Annotated in this window: 18 protein-coding genes; 15 read left to right on the forward strand and 3 right to left on the reverse strand. The window is 42.7% G+C overall.

Translation table 11 applies throughout. The annotated features are described in order from the left end of the window. The first annotated feature begins 193 nt into the window (after positions 1-193). The 13 genes from LDO51_RS13440 (at position 194) to LDO51_RS13500 (ending at position 14,862) form a co-directional block, all read left to right on the forward strand. A protein-coding gene (locus LDO51_RS13440; RefSeq protein ID WP_225574958.1) for an IS3 family transposase occupies positions 194-1,422 on the forward strand; the annotation gives its coding sequence in 2 pieces (ribosomal slippage) (positions 194-509 and positions 509-1,422; 1,230 coding nt in all). 1,135 nt (positions 1,423-2,557) lie between these two features. Further along, a complete protein-coding gene (flhD, locus tag LDO51_RS13445) occupies positions 2,558-2,908 on the forward strand; it encodes a flagellar transcriptional regulator FlhD (protein WP_036951507.1) in 351 nt (116 codons plus the stop codon). Beyond that, complete coding sequence (flhC, locus tag LDO51_RS13450) at positions 2,905-3,495, forward strand: flagellar transcriptional regulator FlhC (RefSeq protein WP_225574959.1); 591 nt, start codon at positions 2,905-2,907, stop codon at positions 3,493-3,495. The genes flhD and flhC overlap by 4 nt, the downstream gene beginning before the upstream one ends. Before the next feature lie 96 nt (positions 3,496-3,591). Then, positions 3,592-4,479: a flagellar motor stator protein MotA gene (gene motA / locus LDO51_RS13455; protein WP_225574960.1), complete on the forward strand. Its 888-nt coding sequence runs from the start codon at positions 3,592-3,594 to the stop codon at positions 4,477-4,479. A 6-nt stretch (positions 4,480-4,485) separates the two neighbouring features. After that, positions 4,486-5,421, forward strand: coding sequence for a flagellar motor protein MotB (motB, locus tag LDO51_RS13460; protein WP_225574961.1), 936 nt, complete (start codon positions 4,486-4,488; stop codon positions 5,419-5,421). 92 nt (positions 5,422-5,513) lie between these two features. Then, positions 5,514-7,715, forward strand: a complete 2,202-nt coding sequence (gene cheA / locus LDO51_RS13465; protein WP_225574962.1) for a chemotaxis protein CheA — start codon at positions 5,514-5,516, stop codon at positions 7,713-7,715. A 16-nt stretch (positions 7,716-7,731) separates the two neighbouring features. Further along, positions 7,732-8,229: a chemotaxis protein CheW gene (gene cheW / locus LDO51_RS13470; protein WP_225574963.1), complete on the forward strand. Its 498-nt coding sequence runs from the start codon at positions 7,732-7,734 to the stop codon at positions 8,227-8,229. Positions 8,230-8,349: 120 nt separating this feature from the next. Further along, a complete protein-coding gene (locus LDO51_RS13475; RefSeq protein ID WP_225574964.1) occupies positions 8,350-10,035 on the forward strand; it encodes a methyl-accepting chemotaxis protein in 1,686 nt (561 codons plus the stop codon). 112 nt (positions 10,036-10,147) lie between these two features. Beyond that, positions 10,148-11,713, forward strand: a complete 1,566-nt coding sequence (locus LDO51_RS13480) for a methyl-accepting chemotaxis protein (RefSeq protein WP_225574965.1) — start codon at positions 10,148-10,150, stop codon at positions 11,711-11,713. Positions 11,714-11,854: 141 nt separating this feature from the next. Then, positions 11,855-12,694, forward strand: a complete 840-nt coding sequence (locus LDO51_RS13485) for a CheR family methyltransferase (protein ID WP_225574966.1) — start codon at positions 11,855-11,857, stop codon at positions 12,692-12,694. Continuing rightward, on the forward strand, positions 12,691-13,758 hold the full coding sequence (locus LDO51_RS13490; protein WP_225574967.1) for a protein-glutamate methylesterase/protein-glutamine glutaminase: 1,068 nt from the start codon (positions 12,691-12,693) through the stop codon (positions 13,756-13,758). Before LDO51_RS13485 ends, LDO51_RS13490 begins: the two co-directional genes overlap by 4 nt. A gap of 42 nt (positions 13,759-13,800) precedes the next feature. Continuing rightward, positions 13,801-14,193 carry a chemotaxis response regulator CheY gene (cheY, locus tag LDO51_RS13495; RefSeq protein WP_225574968.1) on the forward strand — a complete coding sequence of 131 codons (393 nt, stop codon included), beginning with the start codon at positions 13,801-13,803 and terminating at the stop codon, positions 14,191-14,193. A 24-nt stretch (positions 14,194-14,217) separates the two neighbouring features. Continuing rightward, positions 14,218-14,862 (forward strand): protein phosphatase CheZ, encoded by a 645-nt coding sequence (locus LDO51_RS13500; protein WP_132494647.1) that lies wholly within the window; start codon positions 14,218-14,220, stop codon positions 14,860-14,862. A gap of 113 nt (positions 14,863-14,975) precedes the next feature. Here LDO51_RS13500 and LDO51_RS13505 read toward each other — a convergent pair whose 3' ends face one another. The 3 genes from LDO51_RS13505 to yajD form a co-directional block, all read right to left on the reverse strand. Continuing rightward, the gene (locus tag LDO51_RS13505; protein WP_225574969.1) at positions 14,976-15,284 is read right to left on the reverse strand and encodes a CcdB family protein; all 309 of its coding nucleotides are present in this window, start codon (positions 15,282-15,284) and stop codon (positions 14,976-14,978) included. Continuing rightward, positions 15,284-15,520, reverse strand: a complete 237-nt coding sequence (locus LDO51_RS13510; protein WP_225574970.1) for a type II toxin-antitoxin system CcdA family antitoxin — start codon at positions 15,518-15,520, stop codon at positions 15,284-15,286. Before LDO51_RS13510 ends, LDO51_RS13505 begins: the two co-directional genes overlap by 1 nt. A 542-nt stretch (positions 15,521-16,062) precedes the next feature. Then, complete coding sequence (gene yajD / locus LDO51_RS13520; protein WP_006657500.1) at positions 16,063-16,410, reverse strand: HNH nuclease YajD; 348 nt, start codon at positions 16,408-16,410, stop codon at positions 16,063-16,065. Between the two features lie 284 nt (positions 16,411-16,694). Between yajD and flhB the strand changes: the two genes are divergently transcribed. Further along, positions 16,695-17,846, forward strand: coding sequence for a flagellar biosynthesis protein FlhB (gene flhB / locus LDO51_RS13525; RefSeq protein ID WP_225574971.1), 1,152 nt, complete (start codon positions 16,695-16,697; stop codon positions 17,844-17,846). After that, positions 17,839-19,935, forward strand: coding sequence for a flagellar biosynthesis protein FlhA (flhA, locus tag LDO51_RS13530; protein WP_225574972.1), 2,097 nt, complete (start codon positions 17,839-17,841; stop codon positions 19,933-19,935). Before flhB ends, flhA begins: the two co-directional genes overlap by 8 nt. The last annotated feature ends 81 nt before the right edge of the window (positions 19,936-20,016 follow it).

Consider the following 20,016-nt stretch of genomic DNA (forward strand, 5'->3'; position numbering starts at 1 on the left):
TTATCATTACAACTTGTTATTAACTGGCGAATAAACAGAGATAGGCACACAGGGCAATAAGTTAAATTACTTATCCGCATAAGCCATATTTTCGATGTAGAGTAGACTGGCCCCTTAGATCTCCAGACAGTTGGTATCACTTAAATTAGTGATAATCTTAATACTAGTTTTTAGACTAGTTCTTGGAGATAACATGATCGAGATATTAGGTCCTGAACGTAGAAAACGTCGTTCCCCACAAGAAAAAATGGCGATTGTTCAGCAAAGCTTTGAGTCGGGTATGAGTGTTTCCATGGTTGCCCGCCAACATGGCATAGCAGCAAGCCAGCTTTTCCTTTGGCGTAAACAGTATCAAGAAGGAAGCCTGACTGCAGTGACAGCAGGTGAACACGTTGTTCCTGCCTCTGAGCTAGCCTCAGCAATAAAGCAAATTAAAGAGCTACAGCGTTTACTCGGCAAAAAAACAATGGAAAATGAACTTCTTAAAGAAGCTGTCGAGTATGGCCGTGAAAAAAAGTGGATAGCGCTCGCGCCCTTATTACCCAAGGATGGAAAATAAGTTTAGTGAGTCGAACATTACGTGTGTCACGAGCACAGTTATACGTTTTAGCGAAACGAAAAAGTGATTGGAAGGATAAGCGAGGTAGATGCTGTCAAGATGATAGTGATGCGCTTGCTCGTATACATAATGTCATTGATAAGCTGCCTACGTATGGTTATCGCCGCGTCTGGGCAATACTTCGTCGGCAATCTGAGAATGAAGGTATCGCGATGATTAATGCCAAACGCGTTTACCGTCTCATGAAGCAATCCGCATTATTATTGGAACGTAAACCTGCAATGCCAGTCTCAACGCGTGCTCATACAGGAAAAGTATCGGTGAATGAAAGCAACCAACGTTGGTGTTCAGATGGTTTTGAGTTCCGATGTGATAATGGTGAAAAACTGCGCGTCACGTTCGCTTTAGACTGTTGTGATCGCGAAGCCCTGCATTGGGCAGCTAGCACGGGAGGCTTCGACAGTGAAACCGTGCAAGATGTCATGTTAGGCGCTGTGGAGAATCGCTTCGGTAACGAGTTACCCTCAAAGTCAGTTGAGTGGTTGACAGACAACGGTTCAGCATATCGAGCCCATGAAACACGGAGGTTCGCTAAACAAATTGGCCTATCACCGAGACATACGGCGGTACGGAGTCCACAAAGTAATGGAATAGCAGAAAGCTTTGTAAAAATCATGAAGCGTGACTACATAAGTCTCATGTCAAAACCGAACGGATTAACGGCAGTGAAGAATCTTGCGGCAGCCTTCGAGCATTATAATGAATGGCATCCCCACAGTGCACTGGGTTATCGTTCACCGCGAGAGTACCTGCGGCGTCGAACCCATAATGCAATAAGTGATAAAAAGTGTCTGGAAATATAGGGTCAAATACATAGAGCATGTTTGTTTGCACATAAAAGTAGTGAACTTGGATAACCATCTTATTGTTTATAAATTCGCTAGCAAAATGGTGCTTAGTTTTTTTATTTTTTCCTTTTATCAATAACTCAGTGCGCTAACTAATGCCGTGGCTTGAATTTTTTATGCAAAAAACAATAGCAAAATTAGGTTAATTACATGTTTGAAAGTTAATTTAATTAAAATGAATTTGTCATACAAAAATAACAATCTTGCTTATTAATATGACAATACTCGATGAGAATCCATGATAATTATATCTGAAATCATTAATGGCATTACTTGTATATAAAATGATCTTAATTAAATTTTTTAATGTTATTTGCATTGGTTAATAATAATACAGTTAAGTTTAACTAATATAAAATTAATGTGGGATAATAATATGTATGACAAATTTAGCTTTAATTTAGTCGAGAAAAATTGAATTAATTTGATTGAAATTTGTAATTTTGATTAAACACATTGAAAAATAATGTTTAATTTTCATTCCTGATTTATCGGTATTACTAAGTCTTTAAGCAAATTTCTTTTTTACTGGAGTGATAAAGATTGATTTAGATCAATGTGTAGATTCTTTTGTTATGCTTGGTGTTTATTGCTTATAAATTCCCTCATATGAGTGAATCTTTTACTTAAAATGCTAGTATTTGACTTATAAAAAATCTAAATGTTGTGAATATTTAAGATAGGAAGGATTAAGATACGGTTGTAATAAAGAATTGCTAATATATAGATGGATAATTATCCCGATAGACCAAAAAGAAACATAAGTGTCTTGAATAGTTAATTTAGTGGTGCATAATAATTAACGGCTAATAATGAAATCGGCATATTCTGAGATTTACAAGAAATGCTAACTTTTTAGCCACTCGTTATTGTTGTAGGTAATCAGGAAGTATATTTAATTTAAGTTTGAACCTGTGTGTTTATATACTCCAAACTGGGTATTTCAACGGATCTCATGGGATAGTAATGGACTACGCTATCCAGATTTAATTATTTTCATATTTAAAATTTTGGTTAACACATTCGGCTCAAATTGATATTTGTTCTTTCTGCATGCAGATGTTAATAATTATTCGAAAGGTATAAAAAAATGAGCTCTACCACTGATTTTCTGAAGCATATATACGATATTAATCTTTCATATTTGCTTTTAGCTCAAAAGCTTATCGCCCAGGAAAAAGCCACTGCCATGTTCCGCCTCGGTATTTCCGATTCAATGGCAAACACTTTAGCAGAACTTTCTTTACCTCAATTGGTTAAATTAGCGGAAACAAATCAGCTAATCTGTCAATTTAGATTTGAAAACAGCGACACGATTGAGAAACTTACCCGAGATTCTCGAGTTGATGAATTACAGCAAATTCATACAGGTATCCTTCTTTCGACCCGACTATTGCAAACGCATAATGAGTCCGATTCAGATATAGCGAGAAAAAGATGAGTAGCGTAGCGGAAAAAAGTATCGTCAAGGAAGCTAATGATATTCGTTTAGCAATGGAATTGATTTCTCTTGGGGCTCGCCTTCAGATGTTGGAAAGCGAAACTCAAATTAGTCGTGGACGCTTAGTGCGTTTATACAAAGAACTCAGAGGTTGCCCTCCACCAAAAGGGATGCTCCCTTTTTCAACGGATTGGTTTATGACATGGGAACAAAATATTCACTCATCCATGTTCTATAACGCCTATCAGTTTTTACTACAAACCGCTCAATGTGAAGGGGTTGATGCTATTCTCAAAGCCTATCGACTCTACCTAGAACAGTGCTCCCCTAATGATGGAGATGAGCCAATTTTGGCATTAACTCGAGCGTGGACATTAGTTCGTTTTGTGGAAAGTGGCATGTTACAAAGCTCCGATTGCAATTGCTGTAGTGGTTCATTTATCACCTATGCCCACATTCCTGAAAATAGCTTTACGTGCAGCTTGTGCCAGCCTCCATCACGAGCAATAAAAAAACGTAAACTTTCCGAGCATCTCGCCGATATTACGGAATATCGACAAGATGGCATTACCAAAGCGGTAATGTAATTGGATTAATTTGGTTTACAGGTAATTTCATTGCCTGTCCTTCCTCATATTCCATTCGACTGCCATCTGTTAACCAACGGAGTGAAAGGGAATACTGTGTTAATACTCATCGGATATATCATTGTTACAGCTGCCGTTATCGGCGGCTATGTCATGGTCGGTGGTCATCTTGGCGCGCTGTACCAACCAGCTGAGTTTGTCATTATTTTAGGGGCTGGTTTAGGCGCATTTGTTGTGGGTAACAGTGGTAAAGCCATCGTTGCATTATGCAAAGTATTACCAAGACTCTTCCGTCGTTCATCTTACAACAAAGCCATGTCAATGGATTTAATGGCTTTGTTATTCCAACTGCTGAATAAATCTCGTCAACAAGGCCTGCTTGCGCTGGAAAAAGATATCGAAAACCCGCAAGAGAGCGAGATCTTTGCACAGTATCCGCGCATTCTCAAAGATCAAACCGCCATGATGTTTATCGTGGATTATTTACGTTTAATGGTGACGAGTAACTTACAAGCCCATGAAATCGAAGCGCTTATGGACGAAGAGCTCGAAACATTCCGTCAAGAAAATGAAGTGCCTGCATCCGGTTTGAACATGGTGGGTGAATCCATGCCTGCGTTCGGGATCGTGGCAGCTGTTCTGGGGGTGGTGAATGCGCTAGCAGCCGCAGATCGACCCGCAGGTGAATTAGGGGCCTTGATTGCACATGCAATGGTAGGAACTTTCCTCGGTATTTTAGTGGCTTATGGGTTTATTTTGCCTCTGGCCAGTTTAATTCGTCAGCGCAGTAGCGAACAATTAAAAATGATGGAGTGCATTAAAATCACTTTCCTCTCTTCATTGCAAGGGTATGCCCCTCAAATTGCGGTTGAATTTGGCCGTAAAGTCTTATTTAGCGTTGATAGACCATCATTCCTTGAGCTGGAAGACAAAGTCCGCGAAGTCAAAGTCGGTAATCGCGCAACAGAAACCACTGAGGAGTAATCGCTAATGGCAGCCAATGGCCCTCAAATTATTCGTGTTAAGAAGAAAGGCGGTCATCAGCAGCATGCCCACGGTGGAGCATGGAAAATTGCTTACGCTGATTTTATGACTGCGATGATGGCATTCTTTCTGGTTATGTGGCTGATCTCCATCTCCAGTCCTCAAGAATTAACCAAGATAGCGGAGTATTTTCGTACTCCGCTCAGCACTGCCATCAACCCAGGAACCAAAAGCGGAGATGCCACTAACCCCATTCCCGGTGGTGGAAAAGATCCGATTTTTCGTGATGGTGACGTGATGCCAGAACCAAATAACATCATTTCCGGTGATGCAAACTATCGCTTTGAAAAATTAAAAGAAAATCTTGAGCAAGCGATTTTACAAGACCCGCGTTTGAATGAATTAAAACCCCATTTATTGATTGACATGATCAACGATGGCTTGCGAATTCAAATTGTAGATAGCGCCAATCGCCCTATGTTTAAAGTGGGTTCTGCCATTGTTGAACCTTACATGCGCGATATTCTGCGTGCCATTGCACCACTACTCAATGATGTCCCGAACCGCATTAGTATTTCTGGACATACGGATGACTTGCCGTATGCCAGCGAAGCCTATTACAGCAACTGGGAACTCTCATCCGATAGAGCCAACGCCTCTCGCCGTGAGCTGATCATGGGAGGAATGGATGAGCGTAAAGTTTTACGCGTAGTGGGGATGGCCTCATCCATCCATTTAGACAAACAAAACGGCTTAGCACCCGTCAACCGGCGGATCAGCATCATCGTATTGAATGAAGATGAAACAAATCAAATTTTACATGAATACGATGGCTCAACACCGATTAATGAGGTGCTGAAAAAAGGACCACAAGATGTGCCAATACCGGCAAACAGTGATGTCGTGACTGTGAAGGTGACAAAGTCACCCGATAAACAGTAATGACAAAAACCATAATCACCCGAATCTCACTACTGCCGGACTTATCCGGCAGTCAGTGCTAAGTGAAACTTAAGCGAGATTGGATAAAAAGCATGGATATTACCGAGTTTTATCAAACATTTTTCGATGAAGCCGATGAGTTGCTTAGGGATATGGAACAGCATTTGCTTGAACTTGATCCTATTGACCCTGATAGCGAGCAGCTCAATGCCATATTCCGCAGTGCCCACTCAATTAAAGGTGGGGCGGCAACCTTTGGTTTCACGCATTTGCAAAATACCACACATACCTTAGAAAACTTGCTCGATAAGGCACGTCACGATGAGCTGACATTAACACCAGATATTATTGATGTTTTCTTAGATGCAAAAGATGTGATGGTGTCCCAGTTGGATGCCTATAAAAACGACTCATTACCGGATGATGAGACATTCAAACGCATTTGTGATGTGCTTAAAAGCATTGAACATGATGTTAGCGAAGTCGGCCCGGAAGAGGTTGCCGCTATTGTTAGCGTGAATACCGAAGAGTCTGATGGTGTTGTGGCTGACGATGTTGCGACGGAAGAGTCTTCTTCGGAAACAGTGATGCAAATCCATGCCGAATTGAAAAATAACGAATTTTCTCACTATTTCATCATTACGTTGCATGAATTGAAATCGACGGAAGTGGATGTATTAGCAGATGAATTAGGTTTATTCGGCAGCTTATTTGGCTCTGAAAAAAGTGATTCCAGCTTAAAAGCGTGGCTAGGAACCAATACGGATATCGAAGATATCTGTGGCGTACTGTGTTTTGTCGTGGATGAGTCTCAAATCCAGTATAGCGAAATCAGTTTTGAAGAATGCCAGCGTGCAACCCAAGTCACTAGCCAGAAAAGCAAAGTTACTGCAACTCTTGAAGAATTGGAAGCAACGGTGGAAGAGTTGGCGGCAATGGTTGGAACACCGGACGAACCAATTGAATCACCTCAAGCAGTTAGCCCAGCACCTGTTGCGGCACCAACGTCAGCGCCATCTTTGACATCATCTTCAGCATCGTCATCCGCAACCGCTAAAAAAGCAGAGGCAGCGAAGCCTAAAGGGGATTCAAGTAGCATCCGTGTTGCAGTTGAAAAAGTTGACCAATTGATCAACTTAGTGGGCGAGCTGGTGATCATCCAGTCAATGCTGACTCAGCATAGCCAACAAATTGACCAAAACGAATATGCCGATTTGCTTAGTTCCATCGTTCAGCTAGAGCGTAATTCTCGTGCCTTACAAGAATCAGTGATGTCGATTCGTATGATGCCGATGGACTATGTGTTCAGCCGTTTCCCTCGAATGGTACGCGATATTGCCTCTAAACTCGGTAAGAAAATCGAGCTGAAAGTGGAAGGAAGCTCAACCGAATTAGACAAGAGTCTTATCGAACGTATTGTTGATCCACTTAACCACCTTGTCCGCAATAGCCTTGATCATGGAATTGAAAAACCCGACGTTCGTTTAGCAAATGGCAAGCCTGAAGCGGGAACCTTAACGCTTTCGGCAGCACACCAGAGTGGCAATATTTGTATCGAAGTGCGCGATGATGGTGCTGGGTTAAATCGCGAACGCATTCTAGCGAAAGCACGCTCTCAAGGCATGAATGTTCATGATGGAATGAGTAATGACGAAGTCGCGATGTTGATCATGGCACCGGGCTTCTCTACTGCTGAAGTGGTGACAGATGTTTCAGGGCGCGGTGTCGGCATGGACGTGGTTAAACGAAACATTCAAGACATGGGCGGACGCATTCAAATCGGTTTCACGGAAGGCAAAGGCACCATCATCCGTATTTTACTGCCATTAACCTTAGCCATTCTTGATGGGATGTCAGTCAAAGTCTCTGACGATGTGTTTATCGTGCCACTTAGCGCGATTATTAGCACATTACAGCCACGTCCAGAGGATATCTATCGCCTTGCAGGTGAAGAAAAAATGCTGCTCGTTCGTGGTGAATATTTACCACTGGTCGAGTTACATCACGTCTTTTCTATCGAAAATGCCGAGCCAAATCTCGCCAATAGTATTGCGCTGATCATCCAAAATGCAGGGCATCGTTTCGCTTTGTTGGTTGACAAACTCGTGGGGCAGCAGCAGGTCGTGGTGAAAAATATCGAAAGTAATTATCGCAAAATTCCAGGCATTTCTGCTGCCACCATCATGGGGGATGGTTCTGTTTCTCTGATTTTAGACGTCGCAGAATTGCAGAGAATGAACAACAACATTTTGATTAATAAGAAACAGCCTGTTTCTCAACCAGTAATGCACTAAATAGAGGTTATATACCATGTCTATGTTAGATGATGATTTAAACAAGCTTGAAGAAGAAAAGAATGGCGAAGGCTACCTCATCTTTACGCTTGGTGAAGAAGAGTACGGAATCGAAATTTTAAAAGTACAGGAAATTCGTGGTTATGAGCAAGTGACTCGTATCGCGAACACCCCTGACTTTATTAAAGGCGTCACCAACCTGCGTGGCGTCATTATTCCGATCATCGATCTGCGCATTAAGTTTTCCCATGAAAACGTAGTTTACAACGACAATACCGTCGTCATCGTTGTTAATTTAAAAGACCGTGTTGTGGGAATTGTGGTTGATGGTGTTTCTGATGTACTGGTGCTGCACGAAGAACAAGTTGCACCGCCACCAGATTTCGCTGTGACATTATCCACTCAGTATCTGACCGGGTTGGGAACCGTAGGCGAGCGTATGTTGATTCTGGTTGATATCGAAAAATTATTGACCAGTGAAGAGATGGCGTTAATTGACAATATTGCGGAATAGCGTGTCATTAGATGCGTTAAATACGCTGATAATTTGCTCAAAAATGGTAAGTGTATGACTAAAGTTTTTGAGCAACTGTCCGATATCCAAACTACAACAACACTATGTTAGTAAAACACCATGTACAGTCGAATTAAAATCGTATCAGGACTTTTGTCCGTTATTTTTGTATTTATTTTATTGCAGCTGGTATCGAGTGGTTTGATGTTTACCAAACTCGGCGATAACCGCGAAAGCATTAATGATTTGAATTCTCTTCAACTCCAAAGAGAAGTTTTGACTCAAAGTTGGGTCAATTTACTGCAAGCTCGCTCTGATTTAAACCGTTCAATCAACGCGTATTTATTAGAGGAGCTAAGCATTAAAGATGATGCTTCAGCTGCGGAGCTTATCGCTTCAGCGAAAGGTAAATTCAAAACCGCTGATGAAGCGTATGAAAGTTATAAAAAGCTAATGGAAAACACCGTCGTTGATAAAACGCTGTTTGATAGCTTATTAAAGTCTTATGAAGACTACCGTACTGCCTTAATCAAATTGGCAGAATACGCAGAGAAAGGTGATTTAAACGGTTTCTATGCCCATAGAACATCAGGACTACAAGCTAAGCTTGAGGAGCAATTTAGCCTTTATTTCACTGAAATATCGGAAGATTTTGAAAATGAAGTTGCTACCGCTGAAGCCAATTATCGCCAATCTTTGTATTTACTGATTATTTTATCCGTACTGTTAGCGGTGATCAGCGTGATTAGCTATCGCTATGTGCGTAAAGGGATCACTGAGCCATTAAATACGTTGATTGAGCGCATCAAAGTGTTTGCAGCAGGTGATTTAACACCAAAAATTGATACCTCAGCGAACAATGAGATTGGTGAGTTAGCCCGAGGTGTTCAGCATATGCAACAGGAGCTTATCGATACGGTTCGTGGTGTATTGGATGGTAGTGAAACTATCTATCAGGGTACCACTGAAATCGCAGCGGGTAACAATGACTTATCTTCACGTACTGAGCAGCAAGTAGCTTGCTTAGAAGAAACGTCTGCTAGCATGAGTGAGCTAACAGCAACCGTTAAGCAAAACACCGAATATGCTCATCAAGCCAGTGAGTTTGCAAGCCAAGCATCTGTTATCGCAAAAGAAGGCGGCAAAGTGGTATCTAACGTGGTTCATACCATGCGCAACATTGCAGATAGCTCGCAAAAAATCTCTGACATTACAGCTGTTATTGACAGCATTGCTTTCCAAACCAATATCCTCGCATTGAACGCTGCGGTTGAGGCTGCACGCGCGGGTGAGCATGGTCGTGGATTTGCGGTGGTTGCCGATGAAGTTCGCAGCCTAGCGCAGCGTAGCGCAGATGCAGCAAAAGAGATCAAAGGCTTGATTGAAGACTCAGTTTCTAGAACTGACGTTGGGGCTCGGCAAGCAGAAGATGCTGGCGAAACCATGACAAAAATTGTCGACTCAGTCACTCGTGTTACTGACATCATGACGCACATCGCAACCGCGTCTGATGAGCAGAGCAAAGGTATTGCTCAAGTGAGTATTGCCGTGGAAGAGATGGACAAAGTAACTCAGCAAAACGCCTCGCTAGTTGAGCAATCCGCCGTTGCTGCAAATGTACTGGAAGAGCAAGTCGCTAAGCTTTCTCAGTTGATCTCCATTTTCCGTTTACCTGCAATGGATCAAGCAAAAGTACGCAACGCACAACCTGCACCAAGAACAGTATCTAATATTGTTAAAACACCAGATTTATCCAAAATCGCATCGAAAAATCATAAAGATGACGACAACTGGGAAACCTTTTAAGGGCAAATCTGTTCGAGCGCTGTGAGAGTTTCTCTCGCAGCGCTTTTATATGTTTAAGCTCGATAATTAAAAAAGGGCCAAATTTTTGGCTGGCATAAGTAGGGGATTAAATATGTTAGGAAAGAATATCCGAATTTCAGTGAGCTTATACTTACTCTTGATTTTATTTTGTGGCATGCAGTTAACCTCAAGCGGCGTCTCTGTCGGCATCGTTAACAGCGAGTTAAAGGCGCTAGAAAGAATCGATATGGGTTCTAAAAAACGCGCATTACTGGAAGAGACCAGTAAAAATTTAATGCAGGCACGTAATAGCCTAACCCAAATTGCCTTACTGATGAAAGTAGGTGACCACGTTCCATTAATCGAAGAAACCCGTGTTGTTTTCGATAACTACTTAGTTTCAGCTAACAAATCGTATAACGAATTCAAAACTCAGCCAGTGCTAAGCGAAAAAGAAAACTTAGCGGAATTGGATGAGAAATTTAAAGCCTTTGTCGTCACGTTACACGCATTGAAAGGTAATCTTGATAACAACGATGTTGCGGCTTATATCAATTTGCCTGCACAACAAAACCAAGATGAATTAATCAGTGTTATGAATAACTACCTCTCTGTTTTAAACGACGAAAGTAATGCTTCTATTGCGGATGCAAGATTTTATAACCAATTTGCATGGGGCTCATTCTTCACCGTTATGGTCATTATTTTGGGTGTGATTGTCATCGTACACTTGTGGTTAAAACGTAAAGTCATTTCACCATTAAACAGCATGAGTGAACACTTTATGTCCGTAGCGGAAGGAAAGCTAAATCAGAATATTGAAATTAATTTTCGTGATGAAATCGGTGATGTATTCGAAAAATTAAAAGTCATGCAGCAGTCGCTGGCAAAAACCGTCACCTCTATTCGTTCTAATACAGACCAAATGTATACGGGTATTCGCGAGATTGCGTTAGGTAATAATAATTTATCATCAAGAACAGAACAGCAGGCAGCCTCGTTAGAAGAGACCGCGGCGAGCATGGAAGAATTAACGGCGACAGTGAAACAAAACGCGGATAACGCGCGTCAAGCAAGCGAACTTGCAGTGAGTGCATCGCGCACTGCGAGCAAAGGCGGCGAAATCACGGAAGGTGTGATTGACACTATGACCGCAATTTCTAACAGCTCTCAGAAAATTAGCGCCATTATCAGTGTCATTGATGGCATCGCTTTCCAGACCAACATTCTTGCATTAAATGCAGCTGTAGAAGCGGCCCGTGCGGGTGAGCAAGGTCGTGGATTCTCGGTAGTTGCAGGTGAAGTTCGCGCATTAGCGCAGCGAAGCGCTGAAGCGGCGAAAGAGATCAAAGGCTTAATTGACGAGTCAGTTGGGCGCGTGAACCAAGGCTCTCAGTTGGTGAATGAAGCCGGTCAAACGATGAATGAATTGGTCGCCGCAGTTAACCAGGTGACTGAATTAATGGGCAACATAGCATCTGCATCGAATGAACAGAGCCGAGGTATTGAGCAAGTTGCGATTGCGGTAAGCCAAATGGATTCTGTTACACAACAAAACGCCGCATTAGTTGAGCAATCAACCAGTGCGACAGCGGCACTTGAAGACCAAGCCAATAATCTGGTCGAGACTGTGGAGTTTTTCGAGTTACCAGAACAATCCACCCGAGTTAGACGGTAATGGGACTTCACACAAGAGTGTGAAGAATGAAGTCTCATCTAGATAAAGCGAGTTAGGAGAGACGGTTAGCTAGACAACGATAGATTAGGCAGCCACTGTCGGCTGCCTCGCCGGTTTTTATTGAATAGGACGACAAGTACGATGCTATTAGTACCACAGATAGAACCTTTGACTGATGACGAATTTAGTCGGGTTTGTCGATTTATTCATAAAAAGTCTGGAATAGTCCTTACGATGAATAAGAAAAATATGGTCTATAACCGCTTATTAAAGCGCTTACGTGACTGTAATATCGACAATTTTTCTGACTACTTACGGATGTTAGAGCGTGAACCGTTGAATGCGGAATGGCAAGCATTCATCAATGCACTGACCACAAACTTAACGGCATTCTTTCGAGAGCCTCACCACTTTGCGACATTGACCGATTTTTTAAAAAGCCGTCGAAATAGCAATATCAATATTTGGTGTTCGGCCTCTTCGACAGGGGAAGAACCTTATTCTATCGCCATGACAGTGAGTGATGTTTTGGGGGCCAACGCCGTCAATGCCAAGGTCGTTGCCAGTGATATTGATACGGAAGTATTAGAGAAAGCGAAGCAAGGGATCTATCGAGTCGAAGAGCTCAAAACTCTGACGGCACTGCAACGGCAGCGCTACTTCATGAAAGGGGTGGGCGAATACGAAGGTTTTGCTCGTGTAAAACCCGCACTTAGTAACATGATTGAGTTTCGTTACTTAAATCTGACGGAAGGTGATTGGCAATTACAACATCGCTTCGATGCGATTTTTTGTCGTAACGTCATGATTTATTTTGACAAGGAAATGCAGATAAAACTGCTAGAGCGCTTTGCGCCACTGCTCAAGCCGGATGGCTTATTGTTTATTGGTCACTCTGAAAATATTTCGCAACTGACAAAACAGTTCGTGATCAATGGGCAGACTGTCTACAGCTTAGCGTCGGCGAGGAGAGGACAATGAAAAAAATAAAGGTATTGTGCGTCGATGACTCTGCACTAATGCGTCAATTGATGCGTGAAATTATTAACAGTCACTCTGATATGGAAGTGGTCGACACGGCGCCAGATCCATATGTTGCACGGGATTTGATTAAGCAACTGGAGCCAGATGTTATCACCCTCGATGTTGAAATGCCGAGAATGGATGGAATTGATTTTTTAGAGAAATTGATGCGGCTGCATCCAATTCCGGTCGTCATGGTGTCCACATTAACTTCTAAAGGTTCTGAAGTAACCTTAAAAGCACTGGAATTAGGCGCCGTAGATTTTGTGACAAAACCACAGATTGGTATTCGCGAAACCATGATGAGTTATCGCGACATGATCGGTGAAAAAATTCGTGCCGCGGCGATGTCTAAAATGTCGCCGCGTAACCGTTTTGCTCGCACAGAGAAAAAAGTAACTGAGCCGACAACCCTGGCAAAACCATTGACGCCATACGTGTGTAACAACCGCGTGATAGCAGTGGGAGCCTCAACCGGTGGAACAGAAGCAATCCGTCAATTTTTAGAGATGCTACCTAGAGAGTGCCCACCAGTGGTGATCACTCAGCATATGCCGGCAGGCTTCACCCGCTCTTTTGCTGAACGCTTAAATAAATTGTGTGCACTCACGGTTAAAGAGGCGGAGCACAACGAAATTTTGCAAAAAGGCTGCGCCTATATCGCACCGGGTGATTCACATATGCTGATTACCGATAAAGGTAAAGGTTATCAAGTGGTGTTGGAACAGAGTGAGCCAGTTAACCGCCATCGTCCTTCCGTCGATGTGCTATTTGACTCAGTTGCAAAGCATGTCGGACGTAAATGTATTGGCATTTTGCTAACGGGGATGGGAATGGATGGAGCCAAAGGCTTACTCAACCTGCGTCAACAAGGGGCTTTCACTTACGCTCAAAACGAAAGTAGCTGCGTCGTATTTGGTATGCCGCGTGCCGCAATCGAAATGCATGCCGCAGATGAAGTGCTGGATCTACTGAAAATTGCCCCAAGTGTATTAACAAAACTTTCTACTGTCACCGTTTAGCGGTGACAGTTTATTTCTCATTGTATTTTTGAAGGAGTGGTTATGGCCGCTAAAGATCTGAGCTTTCTGGTTGTCGATGACTTTTCTACTATGCGTCGCATCGTCCGTAACTTATTAAAAGAACTTGGTTTTAATAAAATTGATGAAGCGGAAGATGGTGTTGATGCCCTCGAAAAAATCCGTGCTGGGAATATTGATTTTGTGGTTGCTGACTGGAATATGCCAAACATGGATGGTTTAGAGTTACTCAAAACCATTCGTGGTGATGATGCACTTAAACATATTCCTGTCTTAATGGTGACCGCAGAAGCGAAGAAAGAAAACATCATTGCGGCAGCACAAGCCGGCGCAAGCGGCTATGTTGTGAAACCGTTTACTGCAGCTATCCTCGAAGAAAAATTAAATAAAGTATTTGAAAAAATGGGGCTGCAATAATCGCGAGCGGTGAAGGAGACAGTGATGATTGAACAAGTAGCAATGAATGGCAGCCGTAATGGCACTGGCAACGAAGATCTAAAACACGTCATTACGCGCATTGGAACTCTGATGAGAACCTTACGTGAAAGTATGCGTGAGTTGGGTCTAGAGAAAAGCGTTCAGCAGGCCGTCGCAAGTATTCCTGACGGTAAAGATCGCCTGCGTTATATAGCCCAAATGACAGCCCAAGCGGCAGAAAAAACACTCAACGGCATTGATGTTATCAAACCATTGCAAGTGGAAATGAATAAAAATGCGATTGCGTTGCAGCAACAGTGGGAAGAGGCGGCATCCGGCGAAGTCTCCGAAGCATTACGCGGCTCCACTCAAGCATTTTTGGGACAAGTTATCCAAGATAGCGAAGTGACTAAAGCTGAACTATTAGAAATCATGATGGCGCAAGACTTCCAAGATTTAACGGGTCAAGTCGTCAAAAAAATGATGGAAGTGGTTGAAGAAGCAGAGAAACAGCTATTAGCGTTGCTGATGGAAAATACACCACCAGAAATGCGAGTGAAGACTCAAAGTGAAAGCTTGCTAAATGGCCCGCAGATTAATAAAGAAGGTGTGAATGTGATGGCATCACAGTCACAGGTGGATGATCTGTTAGATGAGTTAGGTTTCTAATTCGCTCCTTCGTAATATTTTGAGCTATAGCGTTATTGGCTGCGTTTGCCTTTTTGTTATGGCTCAAACTATTTAGGGCAATTGAGCATTATTATTTTATTAGCGATTTTTAATCAAAACCCATCGACCAGTAGATCTATCGCGCTTTTGATTTTATCTTTTTGGTGTTCAATGCAAATGATCTCTTTTCCTAACATGGATTTAGAGATAGCTGACATCAAATGAGTCATAAGGACAAAGGATTGTCCTTCAATATCAATAATCGGATTAAGTCGAATCGGTAGAGCGGCTTGTAGATGACGTGTATCAAATAACGGAATGATAAGACGTGTTGTTAGGTCATCAGTAATGTCACTTTGTACATCCAAAAGATAAGGATAATTTGTTAGCTCTTTTTTAGCTTGATAGACACAATATTGCATTAAAGCGCCTTATATTCCTCTGAAAAAATTCCATATTCTTCACTGATCCTATTGAGTTCCTGAAAACCATCTTGGTTATCTGCTTTCCATTTTAACGCCTCAAGTTTTTTGAGTTCAGCCAGCAAAGCATTGGATAACACGAGGGAGAAATTCAAGTTAGCTTTTCTCGCTTGTTCATAAAGTTCAGGGGAGACTGTCACACTCACTGTCTTTTTCATTTTATTGGTTACCGTCATCGCAACTCCTTTTTGATATACATGCTAAATTTACCAGTGCATTCGAATACCCGTGCTCGAACACGGGTAAATGTAGCATGTATTTTGAGTGACAAGTCAAGTTGCTCCCATTTACTGAAAAATTCAGACACTCTGTTTCTTTTTTACACATCAAAAAGCGTTTCAATGGATTTTGTTGGATAAAAAAAGCTATCAGCGTTTTCTCCTGTTAATTGGATAAAACCGAGTCCGAGATAAAATTGTTTGGCTTTATCATTTAAGGCTTCGACAAATAGGCTGTAAATATACATAGGTAGCTTTATTCACAGGTAGTTTTATATAGAGCCGCAAACAGACCAAAAGTGTTTATTTGGTTTTGCGAAGCGCTTCGCAGAGGGTATGCAATAAGCAGCAATTGCGGATAAATGACTGGATAGCGTGTCGAGAAATAAAATTATAATAGTGGAATAGAGTGATGAATGCTGGAAAGCAAGGGTGAATCGTCGGGAGTCACGCAAGCTTGAATAGCATTTCAAACTTGCGCAAACAACATACAGATAAGGTTATTTCTTTTTATTTAACATCGCTTTTAAATCTGCAAACGGGTTATAAGTGGCTTCACCCACATCTTTTTGTGCATCTTCACCCGCAACCACATTCGTTCCGTACTGGTCGGCTTCGGTATACTTAGAATGTTCATGGTCATGGCAGAAGAGACATAATAATTCCCAGTTACTACCATCTTCAGGGTTATTGGTATGATCATGATCGATATGATGAACAGTTAATTCTCTCAGATTCGAATAAACGAATTCCCGTGTGCAGCGTCCGCATATCCATGGATAAATTTTGAGTGCTTTTTCACGGTAGCCACTTTCTAAGCGAGCATAGTTTTTGGGGATCAGAGCCATAACGAATATTACCTGTTATAAATAGAGTGTTTTATATTGATGTTATCAATATACCCCATTTTACTGCACGGGTATTATAGGAAGTGATTTTTTAAGCCATCCTTTTTAACTTTCTCTCTTTTTACCTTTCATTTACCTCTTTGCGAAGCGCTTCGCAAAGTTGTTGCCATATTGCTCAATAGCCAAAAAACCCCTGCGAAGTACGTCTATTTTCCACCATTGATTTTTTTACACTCTGTCATGCTATAGCGACTATGCGTATAGGCTAATTTTTTGGAAGTCACGTGTCCGACGAAAGTGATGTAGAAAAAACAGAAGAACCCACGCCCCATAAAAAGCAGAAAGCGAAAGATGATGGGCAAATTGTTCGCTCCAAAGAATTAAGCTCCCTGATGATGATGTTGGCTGGAGTCAGTTTGCTGTGGTTAAGTGGCGGGCATTTGGCAAACCAGCTACGACAAATTATGCGACAAGGATTTATCTTTGACGGGCATTACCTGCAAAACACCGGGCTAATGCTCAGTTATTTGGGAAGGGTAGTTAGTGAGGCGTTATTCGCCCTATTTCCAATTATCGGGGGATTAGCGCTGGTGGGGATCTCAGCATCGTCACTGGTGGGCGGGCTGTTATTTAATAGTAAATTGATTAAATTTGACTTAAAAAAATTAAATCCAATCAAAGGATTAAAGCGAATTTTCTCCATGAATGCCTTATCTGAATTGTTTAAGGCGATATTAAAATCACTGTTTGTGGGGTTAGGAGCATCCATTTTCCTTTGGCAAAGTTGGCCATCGTTACTCCATTTGGTGATGGAGCCACCGATAACGGCGTTGGCGAATGCACTCGAGAAGGTGATTTTTGCAGGTTATTTAATTGTCTTTCTATTAATCCCGATGGTGGCATTTGATGTGTTTTATCAATTTCGCTCCCACTTGAAAAAGTTGCGGATGAGCCGCCAAGAAATTAAAGACGAATTTAAACAGCAAGAAGGTGACCCGCACATTAAAGCCAAAATTCGTCAGCAACAACGGGCGATTGCGCGTAACCGAATGATGGCGGATGTACCCAGTGCGGATGTGATTGTCACCAACCCGACTCACTACGCTGTCGCCCTAAAATATGACGATAAAAAAATGGGAGCGCCGAAAGTCTTGGCAAAAGGCGCGGGGGTCATTGCTCAACGTATTAAAGAAATTGGTGCAGAGCACCGTATTTTACAACTTGAAGCTCCACCGCTCGCGCGTGCGTTATACCGCCATGCGGAGATTGGACAAAGTATCCCTGTTGCGCTGTATGCAGCGGTAGCAGAAGTTTTAGCATGGGTTTACCAATTACGCCGTTGGCGTCGTGAAGGTGGCCTGAAACCAAAGAAACCGAAGAATTTACCAGTGCCACCGACGCTGGATTTTGCTGGAGATAACAATCGCGATGGCTAATTTGGCTGCACTTTTAAAATTGCCGAAAAACTTACAAGGAACTCAGTGGCAAATCCTCGCTGGGCCCGTGCTGATATTACTGATTCTGTCGATGATGGTTTTACCATTACCGGCATTTTTGCTTGATTTGTTGTTCACCTTTAACATTGCTCTGTCCATTATGGTTCTGTTAGTGGCGATGTTCACCAAACGGACATTGGATTTTGCCGCATTTCCCACCATTTTGCTGTTTGCAACGTTATTACGTCTATCTTTGAATATCGCTTCAACGCGTATCATTCTGTTGGATGGTCATACTGGACCGGATGCAGCAGGGCGCGTCGTTGAAGCCTTTGGTCACTTCCTGGTTGGCGGAAACTTTGCCATTGGTATCGTCGTTTTCATTATCTTGGTTCTGATTAACTTTATGGTTATCACCAAGGGTGCGGGGCGTATCGCCGAAGTAGGCGCTCGCTTTGTACTTGATGGTATGCCGGGTAAGCAAATGGCCATCGATGCCGATTTAAACGCCGGTATTATTAATGATGATGAAGCAAAAAAACGCCGCACAGAAGTAACCCAAGAAGCTGATTTTTACGGCTCAATGGATGGTGCGAGCAAATTCGTTCGTGGTGATGCCGTCGCCGGGATTATGATCATGGTGATAAACGTCATTGGTGGTCTGATTATCGGTGTGGGTCAGCATCATATGACCCTTGGTGATGCAACGAGCGTTTATACCTTATTAACCATCGGTGATGGTCTAGTCGCCCAAATTCCAGCATTGATCATCTCAACGGCGGCGGGGGTTATCGTCACTCGCGTTGCAACTGATGAAGATGTTGGTGAGCAGATGGTCACTCAACTGTTTAATAACCCGCGTGTGATGTGGCTCAGTGCTGGGGTATTAGGGTTGATTGGTCTTATTCCAGGGATGCCTAACTTTGTTTTCCTACTGTTCACTGCGGCATTGGCTGCATTAGGGTGGTATCTGGTCAAACGCAGTCGCAGTCCAGAGAAAGCGATGGATGATAGTCAAGCGCAACATTTCCAAGAAGCCAATAAAGTGGTTGAAGCCACATGGGATGATGTGCAGTTAGAAGATTTACTGGCAATGGAAGTCGGTTATCGCTTAATTCCGTTGGTGGATAACGATCAACAGGGGGAGCTACTGGGTCGACTTCGTGGGCTACGTAAGAAATTTGCTCAGGAAGTCGGATACTTACCTCCGGTAGTGCATATTTGCGACAACCTAGAACTATCCCCATGTGAATATCGCATTCTTATTAAAGGGGCTGAGGTGGGTCGTGGAGAAGCTCAACCAGGACGTAACTTAGCGATTGACCCAGGCAATGCGGCGGGGACTTTACAAGGGGATATCACCAAAGAGCCTGCATTTGGTCTGCCTGCGGTATGGATCGATGACGATTTACGTGAACAAGCACAAATCCAAGGTTATACCGTCGTTTCCGCAAGTACCGCGGTAGCAACGCACTTTAACCAAATCTTACTGCAATACTCGAGTACTTTGTTCGGTCGCCAAGAAGCCCAAATGTTGTATGACCGAGTGAAAAAAGAGATGCCAAAACTGGCAGATGATTTGATCCCTGACACTATTTCATTGACCATCTTGCACCGCGTTTTACAAAACCTACTCATGGAAGATGTGGTGATCCGCGATATGCGCACCATTATTGAAACGCTGGCTGAAATGGCAGGTGAGAATGGTGAACAAAAAGATACCGATTACCTCACTTCTCAAGTGCGCATAGCGCTGGGACGTGCCATTACCCAGCAATGGTTTGGTAGCGCGGAAGAGATTCAAGTAATTGGGTTGGATGCGAAGTTGGAGCAAATCCTGCTACAAGCCGCGAAGAATGGCGGTGGCTTAGAGCCAAACTTAGCTCAGTTTATTCAAACTCAAGCAGAAGAAGCCGTGGGGCATCAAGAAGCCATGGGCGCACCAACCGTATTGTTAGTGAATCATGCCCTGAGGCTGATTTTATCCCGCTTCCTGCGTCGTAGCTTGCCGCAATTAGTGGTGATGTCCAATTTAGAAATGACCGATCACCGTAAGATTAGAATGACATCGATGATCAGCGGGTCATAAACAGTCGATTGATTTAAAGTTAACGAAACACAAATAAGTATCACAATAGGCAGCATAGTGAGATGAGCATCATAACTTCTC

Source organism: Providencia alcalifaciens (genome assembly GCF_020271745.1).
Taxonomy (GTDB): Bacteria; Pseudomonadota; Gammaproteobacteria; order Enterobacterales; family Enterobacteriaceae; genus Providencia; species Providencia alcalifaciens_B.

Bases quoted from the DNA above. Each gene is read 5' to 3' on its own strand.
- LDO51_RS13505 (WP_225574969.1), bottom strand. From the start codon at position 15,284: ATGCAATATTGTGTCTATCAAGCTAAAAAAGAGCTAACAAATTATCCT.
- LDO51_RS13510 (WP_225574970.1), bottom strand. From the start codon at position 15,520: ATGACGGTAACCAATAAAATGAAAAAGACAGTGAGTGTGACAGTCTCC.
- LDO51_RS13475 (WP_225574964.1), top strand. From the start codon at position 8,350: ATGTACAGTCGAATTAAAATCGTATCAGGACTTTTGTCCGTTATTTTT.
- flhC (WP_225574959.1), top strand. From the start codon at position 2,905: ATGAGTAGCGTAGCGGAAAAAAGTATCGTCAAGGAAGCTAATGATATT.
- yajD (WP_006657500.1), bottom strand. From the start codon at position 16,410: ATGGCTCTGATCCCCAAAAACTATGCTCGCTTAGAAAGTGGCTACCGT.
- LDO51_RS13480 (WP_225574965.1), top strand. From the start codon at position 10,148: ATGTTAGGAAAGAATATCCGAATTTCAGTGAGCTTATACTTACTCTTG.
- LDO51_RS13490 (WP_225574967.1), top strand. From the start codon at position 12,691: ATGAAAAAAATAAAGGTATTGTGCGTCGATGACTCTGCACTAATGCGT.
- cheA (WP_225574962.1), top strand. From the start codon at position 5,514: ATGGATATTACCGAGTTTTATCAAACATTTTTCGATGAAGCCGATGAG.
- cheW (WP_225574963.1), top strand. From the start codon at position 7,732: ATGTCTATGTTAGATGATGATTTAAACAAGCTTGAAGAAGAAAAGAAT.
- cheY (WP_225574968.1), top strand. From the start codon at position 13,801: ATGGCCGCTAAAGATCTGAGCTTTCTGGTTGTCGATGACTTTTCTACT.
- LDO51_RS13485 (WP_225574966.1), top strand. From the start codon at position 11,855: ATGCTATTAGTACCACAGATAGAACCTTTGACTGATGACGAATTTAGT.
- LDO51_RS13500 (WP_132494647.1), top strand. From the start codon at position 14,218: ATGATTGAACAAGTAGCAATGAATGGCAGCCGTAATGGCACTGGCAAC.
- motB (WP_225574961.1), top strand. From the start codon at position 4,486: ATGGCAGCCAATGGCCCTCAAATTATTCGTGTTAAGAAGAAAGGCGGT.
- flhD (WP_036951507.1), top strand. From the start codon at position 2,558: ATGAGCTCTACCACTGATTTTCTGAAGCATATATACGATATTAATCTT.
- flhA (WP_225574972.1), top strand. From the start codon at position 17,839: ATGGCTAATTTGGCTGCACTTTTAAAATTGCCGAAAAACTTACAAGGA.